15 protein-coding genes and 1 other RNA gene are annotated in these 19,318 nt (G+C 73.0%); 13 read left to right on the top strand and 3 right to left on the bottom strand.

The genetic code is table 11. The annotated features are described in order from the left end of the window. Positions 1 to 477: 477 nt before the first annotated feature. Positions 478 to 3,924, bottom strand: a complete 3,447-nt coding sequence (locus tag Scani_RS31320) for an FHA domain-containing protein (RefSeq protein WP_159482479.1) — start codon at positions 3,922 to 3,924, stop codon at positions 478 to 480. A 494-nt stretch (positions 3,925 to 4,418) separates the two neighbouring features. Between Scani_RS31320 and Scani_RS31315 the strand changes: the two genes are divergently transcribed. The 4 genes from Scani_RS31315 to Scani_RS31300 all read left to right on the top strand — a co-directional run bounded on the left by Scani_RS31315 (position 4,419) and on the right by Scani_RS31300 (position 10,196). Beyond that, a complete protein-coding gene (locus tag Scani_RS31315) occupies positions 4,419 to 6,071 on the top strand; it encodes a serine/threonine-protein kinase (protein ID WP_159481123.1) in 1,653 nt (550 codons plus the stop codon). Positions 6,072 to 6,459: 388 nt separating this feature from the next. Then, complete coding sequence (locus tag Scani_RS31310) at positions 6,460 to 7,767, top strand: serine/threonine-protein kinase (RefSeq protein WP_159481122.1); 1,308 nt, start codon at positions 6,460 to 6,462, stop codon at positions 7,765 to 7,767. Positions 7,768 to 7,934: 167 nt separating this feature from the next. After that, positions 7,935 to 9,041, top strand: a complete 1,107-nt coding sequence (prfB, locus tag Scani_RS31305) for a peptide chain release factor 2 (protein WP_085926708.1) — start codon at positions 7,935 to 7,937, stop codon at positions 9,039 to 9,041. 321 nt (positions 9,042 to 9,362) lie between these two features. Next, positions 9,363 to 10,196, top strand: coding sequence for a hypothetical protein (locus Scani_RS31300; RefSeq protein WP_159481121.1), 834 nt, complete (start codon positions 9,363 to 9,365; stop codon positions 10,194 to 10,196). Between the two features lie 100 nt (positions 10,197 to 10,296). On the opposite strand, the gene Scani_RS31295 is transcribed toward Scani_RS31300, so the two are convergent. Continuing rightward, the gene (locus Scani_RS31295) at positions 10,297 to 10,491 is read right to left on the bottom strand and encodes a hypothetical protein (RefSeq protein ID WP_159481120.1); all 195 of its coding nucleotides are present in this window, start codon (positions 10,489 to 10,491) and stop codon (positions 10,297 to 10,299) included. 249 nt (positions 10,492 to 10,740) lie between these two features. Between Scani_RS31295 and ftsE the strand changes: the two genes are divergently transcribed. The 8 genes from ftsE to Scani_RS31255 all read left to right on the top strand — a co-directional run bounded on the left by ftsE (position 10,741) and on the right by Scani_RS31255 (position 16,854). Next, positions 10,741 to 11,430 (top strand): cell division ATP-binding protein FtsE, encoded by a 690-nt coding sequence (gene ftsE, locus Scani_RS31290; RefSeq protein WP_018091242.1) that lies wholly within the window; start codon positions 10,741 to 10,743, stop codon positions 11,428 to 11,430. A 9-nt stretch (positions 11,431 to 11,439) separates the two neighbouring features. Further along, the gene (gene ftsX, locus Scani_RS31285) at positions 11,440 to 12,354 is read left to right on the top strand and encodes a permease-like cell division protein FtsX (RefSeq protein ID WP_159481119.1); all 915 of its coding nucleotides are present in this window, start codon (positions 11,440 to 11,442) and stop codon (positions 12,352 to 12,354) included. A 68-nt stretch (positions 12,355 to 12,422) separates the two neighbouring features. Then, positions 12,423 to 13,640: a S41 family peptidase gene (locus Scani_RS31280; protein WP_159481118.1), complete on the top strand. Its 1,218-nt coding sequence runs from the start codon at positions 12,423 to 12,425 to the stop codon at positions 13,638 to 13,640. An 18-nt stretch (positions 13,641 to 13,658) separates the two neighbouring features. Beyond that, positions 13,659 to 14,156, top strand: a complete 498-nt coding sequence (gene smpB / locus Scani_RS31275; RefSeq protein WP_159481117.1) for an SsrA-binding protein SmpB — start codon at positions 13,659 to 13,661, stop codon at positions 14,154 to 14,156. A 124-nt stretch (positions 14,157 to 14,280) separates the two neighbouring features. Next, positions 14,281 to 14,650, top strand: a transfer-messenger RNA (tmRNA) gene (gene ssrA, locus Scani_RS31270). A gap of 256 nt (positions 14,651 to 14,906) precedes the next feature. Further along, the gene (locus Scani_RS31265) at positions 14,907 to 15,218 is read left to right on the top strand and encodes a DUF2563 family protein (RefSeq protein ID WP_159481116.1); all 312 of its coding nucleotides are present in this window, start codon (positions 14,907 to 14,909) and stop codon (positions 15,216 to 15,218) included. Next, entirely contained in the window at positions 15,218 to 16,174 is a 957-nt protein-coding gene (locus Scani_RS31260; RefSeq protein ID WP_159481115.1) for a WXG100 family type VII secretion target, read from the top strand. Before Scani_RS31265 ends, Scani_RS31260 begins: the two co-directional genes overlap by 1 nt. Then, positions 16,171 to 16,854 (top strand): hypothetical protein, encoded by a 684-nt coding sequence (locus Scani_RS31255; protein WP_159481114.1) that lies wholly within the window; start codon positions 16,171 to 16,173, stop codon positions 16,852 to 16,854. The genes Scani_RS31260 and Scani_RS31255 overlap by 4 nt, the downstream gene beginning before the upstream one ends. Here the strand turns inward: Scani_RS31255 and Scani_RS31250 are convergent. After that, a complete protein-coding gene (locus Scani_RS31250) occupies positions 16,847 to 18,193 on the bottom strand; it encodes an MFS transporter (RefSeq protein WP_246296251.1) in 1,347 nt (448 codons plus the stop codon). The two genes, Scani_RS31255 and Scani_RS31250, sit on opposite strands and share 8 nt — an antisense overlap. A gap of 74 nt (positions 18,194 to 18,267) precedes the next feature. Between Scani_RS31250 and Scani_RS31245 the strand changes: the two genes are divergently transcribed. Beyond that, entirely contained in the window at positions 18,268 to 19,242 is a 975-nt protein-coding gene (locus tag Scani_RS31245) for a LysR family transcriptional regulator (RefSeq protein WP_159481113.1), read from the top strand. Positions 19,243 to 19,318 lie beyond the last annotated feature (76 nt).

The following is a 19,318-nucleotide window of genomic DNA, read 5'->3' as shown; positions in this document are numbered from 1 at the left end:
GCCGTGCCGGGTGCGAAGGGGGCCGTGTCACGTCGTGCCGCGGCGCCCCTGCCGTGCCGTTCGCGTCGTGCCGTGCGGTGGGTCGTGCCGTGCTGCGTGGTCGCGCTGCGCCTCGTCGTGCTCTGCGGTGTGCGACAGTCCTACGCCCTGCCCCCGGCCTCCGCAATACCGCCTCCCGCCCCAACTGGCCTTTCGTGACGCTGCTGTTATGGGCCTGAGGCTGCTGTGACGGGGCTACGGGGATGAGCACTCGTGACGGCGCTGCTGGTGTCGTGACGGAGCCGCCGATGTCGTGACGGAGCTGGCTGGGGGCGTACGGAGCTGACTGCGCGGGGCGTGACGGCGCCATGAGGCGACGCCCCGGGTTTCACCACAGTGTTTCGCCACCGGGTTTCACCACACCGGCCTCACCGCAGTTGCGCGCCGCCCCGGCTTCCAGCGCGACAGCGCCCGACGGCTATGGCGGGCCCTGGCGCCTCACAGCAGCGGCGGGGTGGCCGGCGCGCCCGACGACTGTGCGGCCCGTTGCAGCGCGCTGGCCAGCAGGGCCAGGTCCGTCGGGCCGTTGCCCAGCTCGCGCAGGGGGCGCCGGGCCGGCGGGTCGCCCATCCGCTGCCACTCCAGCGGCACGACCGTCGGCCGGAGGGTGGACGTCCGGGGTATCCGGCCGGTCACCCGGCCCGCCTGGAACGGCGTGGAGGAGCCGTCCGCCGCGCGGTGCAGCCGCCCGCGGCCCGGGGGGACCGGCTCGGACGGATCGTCGAGGGCACCCAACTGGACGCGCAGGCCGGCCCGTTCGCTGGTCGCGGTCTCGGCCGTGCGGTCCGGGTGGCCGGTGGCGGCTATCAGGTGGACTCCGAGCGCCGCCCCGTCCCGGGCCACCGCCTCCAGGGCGCGCACCACGGAGCCGGCGGCCGGGCGGCCGGTGCTGCCCAGTGCGGGCGCCACCAGGGCGTCGAAGTCGTCGACGAGCACGAAGAGGCGGGGCATCGGCGCGGCGGCGTCGGTACCGGCCTCCGGGGCCGCTGCACCGGCGGGCGGGGTGCTGCGGGCGCGCAGGCGCAGGGTTCCGGTGGTCGACGGGTCCGCCGACGGGTTCGCCGCGGTGCCGCCGCCCGTTCCACTATCACGGCAACGATTACGGTGAGTAATCGGTTCCTGCTCTCCGTCACCGCGGGTGCCGCTCTCGGCGGGGCGTCGGGGGGAGACGATCCGGGGGGCCGGCAGATGCTTGGCCCGCCACTCTGCGAACGGGGTGCCGTCGAGTATTTCCGCCCGCCGCTTCAGCTCGGAGGACAGCGCCTGGGCGAACTCCCGCATCCGGACCGGGTCCGAGGCGGCGAGGTACGTCGTGACGTGCGGCAGGTCCGTACAGACCCGCAGCCCGTCGCCGCGCTCGCTGCCGCCGCCGTCCACCAGCACCATCGACAGCAGATCAGGTCGGTCGGCGGCCGCCAGCGAGGCGGCCAGCGAACGCAGCAGCTCGGTCTTGCCGGTGGCCGCCGCGCCCTCCAGGACGAGATGCGAGCCGTCGGCGGCGAGGTCGGCGCACAGCGGGCCGTGCGGTCCGGCGCCGAGCACCGCGGCGGCGCCGGGCCGGTCGGTGTCCAGCGCGGCGGCCCAACGGGCCATCAGGGACGCGGGGGTGGCGCGGGCCAGCCCCAACTCGTCCAGCAGACGAGCCGTGTCGGGCAGCGGGACGGCCGCGCGCGGCGCCCCCCGGCCGCCGGACCCGGCTGCCGCGTCGCTCTCGCGCAGCGGCGCCAGCGCCCGCGCGAACCGCTCGGCCCAGGCGCCGGAGACCGCGTCCACCGTCGCGACCGTGCCGTTGGGCCCGGAGCCCGGCTGGACGACGCGCAGCGCCGTGGCGACATCGCCGCTGAGCACCGCGACGGCCCCGCATTCGCCGAAGGCGGGCGACGCCGCCCGGGCCGCTTCGTACGTCGCGGCCAGCGGGAAGGCGGGGGAGGCGGCCGGGGTCTCCGCCAGGCACAGGAGGTGGATACCGGCCGCGGGGCCGCCCGCGGCGAGCCGGGCGGTGGTCTCGCGCAGCGCGGAGGTCCCGGGGTCGCCGTCGACGACCACCAGGGTGTACGGGCCCTGGTGGCGGGCGGCGGCGGAGGCGATCTCCGCCCGCTCGGCGCTGGGCCAGCCGGGTCCCAGCGGGCTGTCGTCGAGGCGGCGCACCAGTTCGGAGGTACGGGCCGCGGCCTGTTCCTTGTCGTAGGCGAGCAGCAGCCGGCAGTCCTGGCCGTGGGCCGGGCGGACCTGCGGCAGCCAGCCGAGCCAGGACCACTCCGCCACCCGCTCCTCGGCGGGGCGCGACCGGTCCGCGCTGATCAGCACGAGGTCGAGGGTGCCGGGGGAGTGCAGGGCCGCGAGCTGGGCGAGGGCGCCGCGGGCCAGGCCGGTCAGGCGCGTACGCGGCCCGGCGAGGCCGAGGGAGCCCGCCCGGCGCAGATCGACGGTGACCGGCGCGGCAGCCCGGCCGCCGTGCCGGGGGGCCGTCCCCAGCCGGATGGTCAGGGCGTCGGGGTGGTCGGGGCCGCGCTCCCAGAGGCGGGGGCCCGGGCCCAGGGCGGTGAGCAGGACGGCGGCGGCATCCGGCCATCGTTCGTCCGCGGCCGGCCCGGAGAGCGTCTCGGGAGCCGGTACGCCCTCGGCGGGGTCCGCGAAGGCCGACCGGGAGGCGCCGGCCGGTTCGTACTCCGGGGTGAAGGCGTCGGCCGGGCGCTCCACGGCGGGCCGGCCACCGGCCAGCCGCCGCGCCCAGGCGCCGATGCCGCCCCGCCGCCCGCCCTTACGGGTCCCGTCGTCGGCCGGAGCCAAGGACTGCTGTCCGCCGTGCGTCGGGTCCTGCGCACCGGCCGGGAAGCCGTCGCCGCGCTCCCGGACCCCGGGGCCGAAGCCGTCCGCCGGGCCGCCGCCGGTGGTGCGGTCGTAGACATGGCCCGTGGAGGCCCCGGGGAAGGGTGCGGCGGTGGCGCCCCGCGCGGAGCCCCGGCCCGGGGCGTCGTACCGGGTCGGGGTGCCGCGCAGGGGAGTGTCCCGCCGCCCCGCCGATTCCGGTGGTGCCTGTGCGGAGGCGGAGGGGGGTACGGGGCCGGCCGCGTCGCCGGTCGTCCGGGTGTAGTCCCCGGCTCCCGCATAGGCCCCCGCCGCGGCGGAGGTGGCTCCGTGCGGACCCGTCGGCGGCCCGAACTCTCCGTAGCCCCCGGTCCGGCCCGGCGCCTCCGTCTCCGGGTACGCGTCGGCCGTCCCGGGGGCGATCCGCAGATGTCCCTCGCCGTCCGGGGCGGTCGGCAGGGCGGGGTCGGGGGCGCTGGGCGCGGACTGGAGGCGCAGGGCGGATTCGCCGATGCGCAGCAGGGCGCCGGGGCGCAGCGGTGCGGGCCGGTCGGCGAGGTCGGTGCCGTCCACGACGGTGCCGTTCGTGGAGCGCAGATCGGCCACGTACACCGAGCCGTCCGGCTCGACCGTCACGGCGCAGTGCAGCCGGGACACGTCGGGGTCGTCGAGGGGGACGTCGGCGTCGGCGGAGCGGCCGATGCGGATCTGGCCGCCGTGCAGCAGGTGCACCCCGCCGGCATCGGGGCCGGAGACGACGCGCAGGCGGGCGGAGCCGTGCGGCAGGCCGTGGGCCGGGGCGGGGCCCGGGCCGTGGAGGGAGAGCACCGCCCCGTCGATCAGAGGGGGTTCGCCGATCGCCGCGCGCTGCGGATCGAGCCGCTCGGTCCCGGCGTACAGCACGACGGGGCCGCCGCTTCCCGAGCCGCCGACATCCGCACCCGAGCCCGCCACGGAGGCCGCGAGCGAGCCTGCCACCGCCGCCAGCGCGGTCCCGGCGGGGGCCGTCACGAGCACATCGCAGGTCCGTGTGGTGTGGCCGCTGCGCGGCCCGAGGACGGTCAGCCGGATCTGCATCGCCGTCAACGGTCCCTTCTGCCGGGATCCGACAGGGGGCCCGCTCACTCCCCCCACCGCACCCGGGCACGTCGGCACGTACAAGTCCCAAGTGCACGTCGCGACAAAGACCGCGCGCCCCCACCGCATCGTGCTGAGGAGCATCCTCGCACCTGCCACTGACAACACGCCCGCCGACCGCCATTCAGTGATCTTGATTGGTCTTCTAAGGGCGAAAAAGTGCCTGCTTGCGTGCCGTGCCCGGCCGGATTTCGACTGCCGTGATCAGCTCGGGACGGTCCACGGCAGGATGCGCCGGGCGGGCACCGGCACCGGCCGGCCGCGGCAGGCAACCATCCGTTCCGGAAGTGCGTCTTCCCCACAAGTCCGTCCCGGGCCGCCGGACCGAAAAGTTTGTACGACGGCACTACAGTGGGTCGGACGGGCCGCGCGGAGTTGATCAGCTGATCCAGCGGGCCGGGCAACGGAACCACCACGACCAGGGAGCGCATGACGTGCGGCCGGTAGGCAGCAAGTACCTGCTCGAGGAGCCGCTGGGACGCGGTGCCACGGGCACCGTCTGGCGTGCCCGCCAGCGGGAGACGGCGGGCGCCGAGGCCGCCGTGGCAGGAGAGCCCGGTGAGACGGTCGCGATCAAGGTCCTCAAGGAGGAGCTGGCGCACGACGCGGACGTGGTGATGCGCTTCCTGCGGGAGCGCTCCGTCCTGCTGCGCCTGACCCACCCCAACATCGTCCGCACCCGCGACCTCGTCGTCGAGGGTGATCTGCTCGCCCTGGTCATGGACCTGGTCGACGGCCCCGACCTGCACCGCTATCTGCGCGACAACGGCGCCCTGAGCCCGGTGGCCGCCTCGCTGCTCACCGCCCAGATCGCCGATGCGCTGGCCGCCAGCCATGCCGACGGCGTGGTGCACCGCGACCTCAAGCCCGCCAACGTCCTGCTCGCCGGGTCGGACGGCAGCGGCGAGATGCACCCGATGCTGACCGACTTCGGCATCGCCCGCCTCGCCGACTCCCCGGGGCTGACCCGCACCCACGAGTTCGTCGGCACCCCCGCCTATGTGGCGCCGGAGTCCGCCGAGGGCCGCCCGCAGACCTCCGCCGTGGACATCTACGGCGCCGGCATCCTGCTGTACGAGCTGGTCACCGGCCGTCCGCCGTTCGCCGGGTCGACCGCGCTGGAGGTGCTGCACCGCCACCTCAGCGAGGAGCCGCAGCGCCCCGGCACGCTGCCCGAGCCGCTGTGGACGGTGATCGAGCGCTGCCTGCGCAAGCGCCCCGAGGAGCGGCCCAGCGCCGAGAACCTCGCCCGCGCGCTGCGCACCGTGGCCGGCGGTATCGGGGTGCACGCCACCCCGGCCGCGGCCGAGGCCGCGCTCGGTGTCGCCGCGCTGCTCGCCCCCGACCCCGCGCCCGCGACCGTCCCCGGTACGGGCGCCGACGGTGCCCAGGCGCCCGGCGGCGACGCCGACCCCACCCAGGTGCTCCCGTCCAACGCCGGGTCCTACGACCCGGCCGCGGCGACCAGCGTGCTGCCGTCCACGGGCGGACCGGGCGGACCGGGCGGACCGGGCGGCCCCGGCGCCGACCCGACCCGCGCGATGCCGCCGATGCCCATGGGCGCACCCCCCGGCGGACCGCAGGGCCCCGACGGCCCCCATCCGTGGGAGTCCCAGATGCGGGCCGCGCGCGACCGCAACGAGCAGACCCAGGTGCAGTACCTGGATCCCGCCGAGGACCCGCTGCGCCGCCGTCCGCAGCGCCAGGCCGCTCCCCAGCAGCCGCCGCAGCGCCCGCAGCAGCCCCAGTACCGCCAGCAGCAGGCGCCGTACGCCCAGCAGCAGCCGCAGGCCCCGCAGCGCCGCCAGGAGCCGCCGCCGCAGCGCTACGAACCGCAGCGGCCGCCCGCCCCGGAGCCCCGGCCCCGGCGCGAGCCCCGTCAGCGCAGCGCCAACCCCATGAAGATCCCGGGGCTGGGCTGCCTCAAGGGCTGCCTGTTCACGCTGATCCTGCTGTTCGTGGCGGCGTGGCTGGTGTGGGAGCTGACCCCGCTCCAGGAGTGGATCGGCACGACGCGGGGCTTCTTCTCCCAGGTCGGGCACGTCTTCAACAGCGTGCAGCGCTTCGTGCAGAAACTCAGCGGCTGACACCGCACGCCCGCGGACTCGGCGCAGTCCGCGGGCGCCCCGGAGCCTCCGCGCGCTCCTCGACGGGCCCGTGCCACCTGTTCCGCAGGCCGGCCGGGCCCGCACCGTTTCCACGGCTTCGTCGCGGCAGCGCTGCGACCTGCCGGTACACCGGCTCACCAGCGCTCCGAAGCGCGGAGTGCCCGAGCCTCCGGCGCCTCACTTCGCCGACGCGTCGGACCGGTCCGGGAGGCGACCCAGTGGATTTGTCGACTTCTGACGGACAATTTCGCTCACAGAAGTGAAGGTTGCCACGTTCCGGGGCACTGAACCCCCTGGCATCCGCGTAGCTTTGACGCCAACCTCAGCCCCCGCAGGACGCTCGGGGGCCCGACACGTCGGAGCAGTCTTGGCACGGAAGATCGGCAGCCGGTACACCGCCCACCAGATCCTGGGGCGCGGCAGTGCCGGCACGGTATGGCTGGGCGAGGGCCCCGAAGGGGCCGTGGCCATCAAGCTGTTGCGCGAGGATCTCGCCGCCGACCAGGAACTCGTCGGCCGCTTCGTGCAGGAGCGGGCGGCGCTGCTGAGCCTGGCGGACCCGCATGTCGTCGGCGTCCGCGACCTCGTCGTCGACGGCAACGACCTGGCGCTGGTCATGGACCTCGTACGGGGCACCGATCTGCGCACCCGTCTGGAGCGCGAACGCCGGCTGGCCCCGGAGGCCGCCGTCGCGATCGCCGCCGACGTCGCCGACGGACTGGCCGCGGCGCACGCCGCCCGGATCGTGCACCGTGACGTCAAGCCCGAGAACGTCCTGCTGGACATGCAGGGGCCGCTCGGCCCCGGCGGTGCGCACCCCGCGCTGCTCACCGACTTCGGCATCGCCCGGCTCGTCGACTCGCCGCGCCGGGCCCTGTCCCAGCCGCCAGCCGGGGGGACCTCCGTCCCGCTCCGCTCGGCCAAGGTCATCGGCACCCCCGACTACCTCGCCCCGGAGATCATCGAGGGCCTCCCGCCGCGCGCCTCCGTGGACGTCTACGCGCTGGCGACCGTCCTGTACGAGCTGCTCGCCGGGTTCACGCCGTTCGGCGGCGGGCATCCCGGGGCGGTGCTGCGCCGCCATGTGACCGAGAGCGTGGCGCCGCTGCCCGGCATCCCGGACGAGCTGTGGCAGCTGCTGCTGCAGTGCCTGGCCAAGGCGCCGGCCTCCCGGCTGCGGGCCCCGGAGCTCGCCGCCCGGCTGCGCGACATGCTGCCCGGCCTGGCCGGCATCCCGCCGCTGGACATCGACGAGCCGGAGGACGAGCAGCCGGAGGACGAGCCGGAGAGTGCCGCCGCGTCCCGCGAGGAGCCGTTCCACCCGGCGCCCCAGGGGGAGGCCACCCCGCAGCGCGGCGCCGTCCCGCTCGTCCAGGGCGCGGTCCCCGACTCCAACCGGGAGACGCACACCAGCATGCGGGTCCCCGGCCCGGACGAGCTGGCGGGCGGGGCACACGGCACGGCCCGTGCCCCGCGCGCCGCCGGTGAGCGCCGGGCGGGCTCGGCCCGGCACCGCTCGTCGCCGGACGCGCTGCGCCGTCGCCGGATCAAGCTCGGCGCGACCGCCGCCGCGCTGGTCGTGGCGGCCGGTCTGGGCGGCTGGCTGGCCTCGGGCGACGACTCGGCGGGCGACGCCACACCGGGCGTCCACCAGCCGGAACCCGACACCCCGTGACGGCCCGCCGCACGTCACCGCACCCCGCGGCGGCCGCCCGACCTGGCACCGGCCGGTGTGCGGGGCGGCGGACGGCCCGCCGGGGGACGGTGGCCGCGCGGGCACCCGGCAGGTCCGACCTGCCGGGGCCGGGTCACGCTGACGGTGGCAGCCGTTAGGCTGGGTGCGTGGCAGTCGTCGATGTATCCGAAGAGCTGAAGTCCCTCTCCTCGACCATGGGGTCGATCGAGGCCGTCCTGGACCTCGACAAGATGAGGGCCGATGTCGCCGTGCTCGAGGAGCAGGCCGCGGCGCCGTCCCTGTGGGACGACCCGGAGAACGCACAGAAGATCACCAGTCGGCTGTCCTACCTCCAGGGCCAGCTGCGCAAGGCCGAGGACCTGCGCGGCCGCGTCGACGACCTCGAGGTGCTCTTCGAGCTCGCCGAGGCCGAGGGCGACGAGGACGCCAGGGCCGAGGCCGAGGACGAGCTCACCGCCGTCCGCAAGGCGGTCGACGAGCTGGAGGTCCGCACCCTCCTGTCCGGCGAGTACGACTCCCGTGAGGCGGTCGTCAACATCCGCGCCGAGGCCGGTGGCGTGGACGCCGCCGACTTCGCCGAGAAGCTGCAGCGCATGTATCTGCGCTGGGCCGAGCGGCACGGCTACAAGACCGAGCTCTACGAGACCTCGTACGCGGAAGAGGCCGGCATCAAGTCGACCACCTTCGCCATCAAGGTCCCGTACGCCTACGGCACCCTCTCCGTCGAGCAGGGCACGCACCGCCTGGTGCGCATCTCGCCGTTCGACAACCAGGGCCGCCGCCAGACGTCGTTCGCCGGTGTCGAGGTGCTGCCCGTCGTCGAGCAGACCGACCACATCGAGATCGACGAGTCCGAGCTGCGGGTCGACGTCTACCGCTCCTCCGGCCCCGGCGGCCAGGGCGTCAACACCACCGACTCCGCGGTCCGGCTGACGCACATCCCCACCGGCATCGTCGTCTCCTGCCAGAACGAGCGCTCGCAGATCCAGAACAAGGCGACCGCGATGAACGTCCTCCAGGCCAAGCTCCTCGAGCGCCGCCGCCAGGAGGAGCAGGCCAAGATGGACGCGCTCAAGGGCGACGGCGGCAACTCCTGGGGCAACCAGATGCGTTCCTACGTCCTGCACCCGTACCAGATGGTCAAGGACCTGCGGACCGAGTTCGAGGTCGGCAACCCCACCGGTGTGCTGGACGGCGACATCGACGGCTTCCTGGAGGCCGGCATCCGCTGGCGCAAGCAGCAGGAGAAGTAGCGGATCCGCGTGCTCCGTACGTGAAACAACTGCCTCCTTCAGGGAGGCAGTTGTTTTTGCTGTGGCGGTTTGGTCACAGTCGTATGTCCATGTACCGCCCACCGCTTGGCAATTCGGGCATCGGGACTTTATTCGACCTTGACGATGATGGCCGAACTGGGAAGGCTGAGCGCGGCATGCGTATGTCTGGGGCGCGTGTAGGAACGGGGAATTGAGCGGTCTGCCGCAGGGCGGGACCGAAGCTCGTGCACCCCGACATCGGCTCGTCGCCCCGCGCAACGGTGCTCCAATGACGAGTTCAGCTACTGGGGGTAGCAGTACATGACGAAGAAGACGCGGCTGCGCGTAGCGCGCATTGCGGCCGGCGCAGTGATTGCGGCCGGTGCGTCGCTCACCGCGGCCGGCGCTGCTTCCGCGGCCAGCCCGGGTGAGACCCCGGGCCAGGACGGCGGCATCATCGGCGGCATTATCGGCGGGATCATCGGCGGCGGCGACTCCGGCGGTGACTCCTCCGGTGGTGACTCCTCGACCGGCGGCGACTCCAGCGGTCAGGTCGGCGGCGAGATCGGTGGCGACGACAGCACCGGCGGTGAGATCGGCGGTGACGACAGCACCGGCGGTATCGGTGGTGACGACAGCACCGGTGGCACCGGTGGCGACGAGACCACCGGCGGTCAGTCCGGCAGCACGACGGGCGGTGACGAGACCACCGGTGGCCAGTCCGGCAGCACGACCGGTGGCGACGAGACCACCGGCGGTCAGTCCGGCAGCACGACGGGCGGTGACGAGACCACCGGTGGCCAGTCCGGCAGCACGACCGGTGGCGACGAGACCACCGGCGGTCAGTCCGGCAGCACGACCGGTGGCGACGACTCCACCGGCGGTCCCAGCACCGGTGGCAACTCCAGCACCGGCACCGGCACCGACAACGAGGGCACCAAGCCGATCGAGCAGCCCGGTCAGGGCAAGGAGCAGATCGCTGACACGCCCGGCAAGGCAAAGCAGCAGGCCAAGGGCGGTGAGCTGGCGGAGACCGGTTCCTCCGGCACCACCTTCCTGCTGATCGGCGCCGCGACGATGATCGCGGGCGGTGTGGGCTTCCGTATGCTGCCCCGTCTGGTCAACAAGAACGGCGGCGGCGCCGCAGCGGCCTGACGCTGAGGTGTAGCGCGCAAAGGGGCCCGGGACGCATGCGCGTCCCGGGCCCCTCGGCGTCGGCGTGACCGCCGCAGCCGGGAAAAGCCTCGTACGGGTGTCAGACGGCCTGGTGGAGCAGTACGGACACCGCGATCAACACGATCATCAGCGCCACCAGCATCGCAGGGCTGAGCTGGGCGAAGACACCGCCCGCTTGCTGCTGAAGACGTTCTCTGCTCGCCCGGCACACGGGGCAGCGGCCCTCGCTCACAGGGGCCGCGCAGTTGGCGCACACCAGTCGGTCGTACGTCATGCGACCTCCTTCTCCACTGCACCAACGCACCGGAGGGTGCCTTGGTTCCCTCTTCCACTGTGCCAGCTCATCGCCGGAACGGCGCGTCCCGCGGGATTGTGCGCCTTTTGTCCCGTAGGTGCCGTGAATAAACGCACCAACCCCCTACGCCGACTGCGCCGCCGTGCGAGGTTCGCGTATGGTCACGCACACCGACGGGAGCCGCAACTCGGCAACCGTGCCCCTATTCAGGTCGACCGTGGTGCATCAGTGATCCGATTCGACAACGTCTCCAAGACTTACCCGAAGCAGAACCGCCCTGCACTCAGGGACGTCTCGCTCGAGATCGAGCGCGGCGAGTTCGTCTTCCTGGTGGGGTCCTCGGGCTCCGGTAAGTCCACCTTCCTGAGGCTGCTGCTGCGCGAGGAGCGCGCCAGCCACGGCCATGTGCACGTCCTCGGCAAGGACCTCGGGAAGCTCTCCAACTGGAAGGTCCCGCAGATGCGGCGCCAGGTGGGCACGGTCTTCCAGGACTTCCGACTGCTCCCCAACAAGACCGTGGGGGAGAACGTCGCCTTCGCCCTCGAGGTGATCGGCAAGCCGCGCGGCCAGATCCGCAAGACGGTTCCCGAGGTTCTCGAACTCGTCGGTCTCGGCGGCAAAGAGGACCGCATGCCGGGTGAGCTCTCCGGTGGTGAGCAGCAGCGCGTCGCCATCGCCCGGGCCTTCGTCAACCGCCCGATGCTGCTCATCGCGGACGAGCCCACCGGCAACCTCGACCCGCAGACCTCGGTCGGCATCATGAAGCTGCTGGACCGGATCAACCGGACCGGTACGACGGTGGTCATGGCCACCCACGACCAGCAGATCGTCGACCAGATGCGCAAGCGGGTCATGGAACTCGAGAAGGGCCGGCTCGTACGCGACCAGTCGCGCGGCGTGTACGGCTACCAGCACTGAAAGGACGCCATGCGCGCCCAGTTCGTCCTGTCGGAGATCGGCGTCGGTCTCCGCCGAAACCTCACGATGACCTTCGCCGTCATCGTCTCCGTAGCCCTCTCGCTGGGCCTGTTCGGCGCCTCGCTGCTGATGCGCGACCAGGTCAGCACGATGAAGGGCTACTGGTACGACAAGGTCAACGTCTCCATCTTCTTCTGCAACAAGAACGACGCCGACTCCGGTGCCAACTGCGCCAAGGGCGCCGCCACCCAGCAGCAGAAGGACGACATCAAGGCCGAGCTGGACCGGCTGCCGATCGTCCAGAAGCCGGTGGTCTACGAGTCCAGCGACCAGGCGTACAAGCACTACAAGGAGCAGTTCGGCGACACCCCCGTGGCCGGGCTGGTCACGCCCGACCAGCTTCCGGAGTCCTTCCGCGTCAAGCTCAAGGACCCGACGAAGTACGCCGTCATCAAGTCGGCGTTCTCCGAGCGGCCCGGCGTCCAGGAGGTGCAGGACCAACGGGACACCGTCGAGCCGCTGTTCAACCTCCTCAACGGCATGAACATCGCCGCGCTGGTCGTGATGGGGCTGATGCTCGTCGTTGCGCTGATGCTGATCGTCAACACCGTGCGGGTGTCGGCGTTCAGCCGTCGGCGGGAGACCGGGATCATGCGGCTGGTGGGAGCGTCGAGCTTCTACATCCAGATGCCGTTCATCCTGGAAGCCGCCATCGCGGGCCTGCTCGGCGCCGCCTTCGCCTGTGTGCTGATCGTCGGCGGCAAGTACGTCCTCGTCAACAACTGGCTGGCGAAGAAGATCCAGGTGATCAACTTCATCGGCTGGGACTCGGTGGCCGCGGTCCTCCCGCTGGTCCTCCTGATCGGGCTGTTGATGCCCGCGCTCGCCGCGTTCTTCGCGTTGCGCAAGTACCTCAAGGTGTGAGCTTTGCCAAGGGGCGCCGTACGGTCAACCAGCCGTACGGCGCCCTTTTGTCCCCTAGACTCACCGGCATGCCGGGCCCGTGTTCGTACGACCGGCCCCGCCGCATTCGCCGCGGGGCGGCCCTGACGTTGTTCCTGGCGAGCGTGCTCGCCACGGGCGCTGCGACCGGCACGTGGAGCGACCGGACACAGGGCGCGGCCGAGCGGCCTGCCCACGACGCCACGGCGGTCGGAGCGCACGCCCCCGACGCCGCCACCGCGGACCGTGCGGCCGTCGAGCGGGCCGCTTCCGAGGCCGTCGCGGACGGCAAGTCCGGTGCCCAGGCCGCCGCCGACGTCGTCAGCCGCAGCGGCGACCGCTGGTCGACGATCTACAGTCCGGGCGAGTTCAAGGACTTCCAGGCGCAGTTGGACGGCGCCTATGTCGGTGTCGGGCTCTGGGTGCGGCAGGTGCCGCACGGCCGGATCGAGGTGTCCCGGGTCCAGCCCGGCGGCCCCGCCGCACGGGCCGGCATCGCCGTGGGCGACCGGCTGCGCGCGGTCGACGGCCGCCCGTCCCGGGGCGCACCAGTCACCGACGTCGTCGCCCGGCTGCGCGGCGCCGCCTCCGGCGGGACCCGCGGTCCCGCCGCCGTCGGCACCCCCGTGACGCTGGACCTGCAGCGCGGCACCCGCCGCTGGTCGGCCACCTTGCACCGCACCCGGCTGAGATCCCGGAACGTCGTCATCGACCGTCCCGCCGGTGCGCACGGCCCGACCCGCGTCAAGATCGCCGCGTTCGCCAAGGGCACCGGCGCGGCGGTCCGCCGGGCGGTGCGCCGGGCCTCCCCGGAGGGCGGCATGCTGCTCGACCTGCGGGGCAACACCGGCGGCCTGGTCACCGAGGCGGTGGCCACCGCGTCCGCCTTCCTCGACGGCGGTCTGGTCGCGACGTACGACGTACGCGGCAGCCAGCGCGCGCTGTACGCCCGGCGCGGCGGCAACACCCGCCTCCCGCTGGTCGTCCTCGTCGACGGCGGCACGATGAGCGCCGCCGAGCTGCTGTCCGGCGCGCTCCAGGACCGGGGGCGGGCGCTCGTGGTGGGCTCCCGGACCTTCGGCAAGGGCTCGGTGCAGATGCCCAGCGAGCTGCCGGACGGTTCGGTCGCCGAGCTGACCGTCGGCCACTACCGCACCCCGGCCGGCCGGAACGTCGACGGCGCCGGCCTGACGCCCGACGTCGTCGTCGGGTCCGGCGCGGAGAAACGGGCCCGCACAGTATTGAGTGGCCTCGGGGGCGGTGCATAGTGCGAAAATGGCCGCACTATGGCTAAGGACAAGGGCAAGGACAAGACTCCCGGGCGCAAGCTCGTGGCGCAGCACAAGAAGGCGCGGCACGACTACCTCATCCTGGACACCTACGAGTGCGGCCTGGTGCTGACCGGCACCGAGGTGAAGTCGCTGCGGCAGGGCCGGGCATCGCTGGTGGACGGCTTCATCCAGATCGACCGGGGCGAGGCCTGGCTGCACAACGTACACATCCCCGAATACGCCCAGGGCACCTGGACGAACCACAGCGCGCGGCGCAAGCGGAAGCTGCTGATGCACCGCGTGGAGATCGACAAGCTGGAGTCCAAGAGCCAGGAGTCGGGGCACACGATCGTGCCGCTGGCGCTCTATTTCAAGGACGGCCGGGCCAAGGTCGAGATCGCCCTGGCCAAGGGCAAGAAGGAGTACGACAAGCGGCAGACGCTCCGCGAGCAGCAGGACCGCCGGGAGACGGACCGGGCGATCTCCGCGGCGCGGCGCCGGCAGCGGGCCTGATCTGCCCCGACGGGCCCGTTCCGGCCGGTCAGCCGGGAATACGCTGGCAACGGCCCGCGTTGTTCCCGTACGATGGGAGCACACCCCCGCGAGGGGTGTGGGTACCACCTTGATAAATCAACATGGGGATGATCGGTTTCGACAGCGGATGTCGAAGCAGGGGAAGCGAGTCGAGGAAGCGGCAATGATCTCGTTAACCATATGTCGCAACCAATAATCGCCAATACCAAGCGCGATTCCTTCGCCCTCGCTGCCTAAGTAGCGACTTGCGAAGTGTCAGCCCGGGGCTGTTCCCGACCCGGATCCTGGCATCAGCTAGGGGACTAAACTTCTAGACCCGGTCACGGGGTTTAGAAGGAAATCAAACAGTGGCTGAGCCCGTCGGAGACTTGTTCGCGTGATCTCCGGGGCCGAGAAAATCGCAGCGAACTGCACTCGGAGAAGCCCTGATTCCGCACCGTTGGACGCGGGTTCGATTCCCGCCATCTCCACTCATCCCATGTGAGGCCCAGGCCCCGCCGTCCCAGAGACGGCGGGGCCTGAGTCGTGTGTGGGCGCGTTTTTCCCGAGGGTCGGGCCATTTCAGGGCCGAGCTTTTTGCGGGATTCTCACCCGATGAGGGGTTCAGGTCGGTATGAGGGATTGCCTCCGGGGGACAGGTGCATGCCCCAGAAGTGTTTGACGAATCCTTGACCTTCGGTGTGTCATTGCTCGGCAAAGCGTCGGCAATGGCGAGGCAACGGGGGAGTAATGGGTCAGGGCACCGATGTCGAGAGCGAGGCGTTGCGCCGCTACGCCCGTGCGGCGGAGAGCGCTGCCGACCGGATCGACAGGATCCGGCAGCGGACGGCCGGGCTGGATCTGTCGGACGGAGTGTTCGGGCAGCTGCCCGAGGCGAACGGCCTGAGGGCCGACTACATCGAGCAGAAGGACCAGTCGGGCAAGGACCTCGAAGGGGCCGGCGAGATGCTGCGGTCCATCGCCGACGGGGTCCGCGGCTCCGCCGACAACTACGACGCCAACGAAGAGGAGACCGCGCGCGGCTTCGGGGGCGGTGCCTGATGGGCGCGGGGCAGGCCGCGTCGAGCGCGCTCGACCGGATCAATTACACCCTGGACTGGAGCAATCCGCTCGCCGCGACCCTCGACGAGATCATCAAGGGCGTCCTGAAGCAGTGCGGCGCCGACGACTGGTTCGACTGGGTCACCGGCGACAGCGCATTGCTGGAGGAGACCGCCCGGGAGTGGCGGAGCGCGGCGCGAGATCTGCGCGGTGTGGTCGAGGACCTGGTGGCGGAGCGCAAGGCCGTGCAGCACGCGTGGCAGGGCGACGCCGCCGAGGGATTCACCACGACCATGACGGACTTCGAGCAGGCCCTGCTCGGTGAGGCCGACGACATGGACACGGTCGCCGAGCTGCTGGAGATGGCGGCCGCGGCCTGCGCCATGGCCGAGCAGGCCATGACCGAACTCCTCGTGGAGATCGTCGAGGCGCTGATGGTCACCGCCGCCACCACGGCGATCCTCTCGCTGCTGACGGCCGGTGCCGCCGCGGCGATCGGGCCGATGGCGGGTGCGGCGAATGTCGCCTACCGGGCCGCGAAGGCCACCCGGATCGCTGCCAGGCTCGCCGACAAGCTCGCCGACATCGCCAAGCGGACCCAGGCGCTGGCCAAGCTCTCCCGGCTCCGCCGGTATCTGCGCGGGCTGGACCGCGCGAAGATCAAGGAGTGGAAGGGTGCCCGGCGGCGGATCGCCGGCGACCTGCTGCACGGCAACCGGCCGTCGGGTACGGATGTCGCCCAGTTCCTCGCCTGGAAGCAGGGCAAGAAGATCGCCAAGGGTGTCCTCGGGGTCGACCCCGGGGGCGCTTTGACGGGTGCCATGATCGAGAACGGTCCGGCGCTCGCGGAAGAGACCGTGGAATACGAGACGCGCCCGGAGCCGAAGAGCTTCGACGCGCGCATGGACGAGTCACCGGCGCAGGCCGAGCGGTCGGTGCGGGAGGCCTTCGGGTGACATTCGCCGACGAGCTGTGGTTGGGGCTCAAGTCCGCACTGCTGCCCATCGACCGGCATGCGCTGGCCCGTGCGGTCACGGAACGGGCGGCGGCCGTGCTGCCGCCCGGGGAGCGGGTCGTCGCCGGCCATCCGGTCGAGGCGGGCGAGCAGCTCCCCGAGCCGCCGCGGCCGTTCCGGCAGCAGGCGTTCTCGGCGCAGCGCACCACCGGTGACCGGCTCGTCGACGGCATGGGGCGGGCCGAATGGGGACTGCACCGCCTCAATCCCGTCAACGCCGTGGTGGACAGGTGGGACGAGGGCCACCACCGCGACACCCCCCAGCTGTCGGGCGGTTGGGAGAGCCTGGCCGGGCAGCTGGCGGCCGTGCTGCGGCCGCGCTGCTCGTTCCGGTACCTGTCGGTGCTGCTGGTGACCGGTCACCATCTCCATGTGGTGCGGGTGCGGCTGGCCGGCAACAGGCGGGAGCCGATGGCCGGTGCCGACGCGGTGGAGCACGCGTGGCGGGTGGAGCGGCGGCAGGCCGCCTGGGTGCGGAACCGTACCGATGTGCGGCACGGCACGCACGAGGTCGGCTTCGTCGACGGTTCCCGGGTGACCTTCGCCTTCACGGTCGGGGGGTACGGCCCGGTCGTTGCGACCTTCCCCCGGCGGTTGCGGCACACGGACCCGATCAGCTGACGGGCACGGGCGGGCGGCTCGGGCCACGGCGTGCCGTGAGCAGGGCGACGGCCGCCGCGAGGGCGGCCGCCGACGCGGGCACCCCGTAGGCCGCGCCCGTCGCGCCCAGGTGGTCGACCGCCCAGCCGCCGCTCGCCGATCCGGCCGCGATCCCGCCCAGCAGCGCGGTCACGGCGAGCGTCAGGCCCTCGTGCCGCTGCCCGGGCGGCGTCAGCGCCTGGACGATTCCCATGCCGGTGACCATGGTCGGCGCGGTCGCCATACCGGCCAGGAGGAGCGCCGCGGCCAGTGCGGCCCAGCTCCCCGTCGCGGCCGCGAGCAGCGGGAGCAGCATCAGGGCGGCCATCGCGGCCGTGCAGCCGAGGAAGCGCCGGCCGGCGTGACCGGCCGGCCGCAGCAGGCCGTAGAGCAGCCCCGCCGCGCAGGAGCCCGCCGCCTGGAGGGCGAGGAGTCCGCCCGCCGCGGTCCGTATGCCCTGCGCGTCGGCGAAGGCGATCGTCACGACCTCCAGGGAGCCGAAGACCGCGCCGGTGGCGAGGAAGGTGGCCAGGAGCGGCGGCAGCCCCGGCAGGCGCAGGGGCGAGCGGGGCCGGCCGGTGGCCGGGGCCGGCACCACGGGGGGTTCGGTGCGGCGCTGGGCCGCGAAGAGCAGCACCCCGGTCAGCAGCAGCACCGCGGCCACCGCCGTACCCGCCTCCGGGGCGAGTGCGGTGCACAGCAGCGTCGCGAGCACCGGCCCGAGCAGGAAGCACAGCTCGTCCGCGGCCTGTTCGAAGGAGTCGGCGGTGTGCCGTGCGGCCGGGTCGTCGCGGAAGAGGTGCGCCCAGCGGGCGCGGGACATCCCGCCGGTGTTGGGCGTGGTGGCGGTGGCGGCGTACGAGGCGAAGAGCGCCCAGTCGGGCGCGCCGTAGTGGACGCACAGGAGGAGCGAGAGCGAGCCGAGGACGGCGAGCGCGGTGGCCGGGACCGCGATACGGGACTGGCCGTGACGGTCGATCATCCGGGCGGTCCACGGCCCGGCCAGCGCCGTTGCCGCCAGCCCGGTCGCGGTGACCGCCCCGGCCAGTGCGTAGGAGCCGCGTGAGCCGGCGATCATCAGCACCGCGCTGACGCCGAGCATCCCCATGGGCAGCCGGGCCAGCAGGTTGGCGGCCGTGAAGGCGCGCGTACCGGGGACGGCGAAGAGCCGGCGGTAGGGGGCGAGGGGACGGAAGCGGGCACGACGCGGGGCCGGGCGTACGGGCCGGGGGGAGGTGACCGGCCGGGCGGCGAGGAAGAGGATCATGCCTCTACGGTCGCTGGCCCTGCCGTCGCCGTCCAACACCTGGTCAGCACCCATTCACTCACCTGTGTTGTCAATGTGCGTCAGGCCTCCGCGGGCATCGGCGGAACCGCTGCTGCCAGGATGACCCGATGCCGTACGACATCGATCCGCGACTGCTGCGCGCCTTCCTCGCCACCGCCGAAGAGCTGCACTTCACCCGGGCCGCCGCCCGGCTGTACGTCGCCCAGCAGGCGCTCAGCCGCGACATCCGCCGCCTGGAGCGGGAGGTGGGCGCGGCCCTGTTCCTGCGGACCACCCGCCAGGTCGCCCTGACGGCGGACGGAACGCGGCTCCTGCCGTACGCGCGGCGGGTGGTGAGCGCGCACGACGAGCTGGCCACCGCCTTCCGGGCCGCCCCGGAGCGGCCGCTGCTGGTCGACGTGGGTGTCCCGATCGGTACCGCCCACGGGGTGCTGGAGGCGGCCAGGGCCCGGGTGCCGGACAGCTGTGAGCTGGTCGCCCGCTTCCACAGCGGGCTGACGGGCGCGGCGGCCGAGGTGGCGGCCGGACGGCTCGATGTCTCCTTCGGCCGGATCGCGGCGCTGCCGCCCGCCCTGCGCGCCGGCCTCGACCACCAGCCGGTACGCCTGGAGCCGATGGCGGTCCTGCTGCGCGAGGACCATCCGCTGGCCGCCCACTCCGCCGTCGCCCTCGCGGAGCTGGCCGGCGAGACGCTCTACGCGGCCGCCGGCAACCCGCAGACCGCGGAGTGGACGGACCTGGCCGAGCGGCTCTTCGCCGGGCGCGGTATCGCCACCGCCGAGCCGTTCCCGGAGATCGAGGGCAAGCAGGAGTTCATACGGGTGGTGCGCAAGCGGGGGTGGTCGGTGCTGGCGAGCGTGGAGTTCATCGAGGTGCCGGGGATGGTGCTGCGGCCGCTCGTCGATCCCGTACCGCTCTCGCCGGTGTCCCTGGTGTGGCGGCGGGGGCTGCGGCATCCGGGGCTGGACGCGCTGCGGGCCGCCGCCCGCGAACTGGCCCGTCGGCACGCCTGGTTGGCGCTCCCGGACAGTGCATGGTGGCTCCCGGAGGCGGACGCGGAGACGATGGGCGTACGCGGATGAGGAGCGGGGGCCGCGGTGGCGCGCGGAAGTTCGTACGGACGCCGAGGCAACCCCGGACGCGTGAAATGTTTCCTTA

It is taken from the genome of Streptomyces caniferus (assembly GCF_009811555.1).
Taxonomy (GTDB): domain Bacteria; phylum Actinomycetota; class Actinomycetes; order Streptomycetales; family Streptomycetaceae; genus Streptomyces; species Streptomyces caniferus.
Note: the sequence above shows the minus strand (reverse complement) of the source record. Positions and strands in the feature narration are given on the sequence as shown.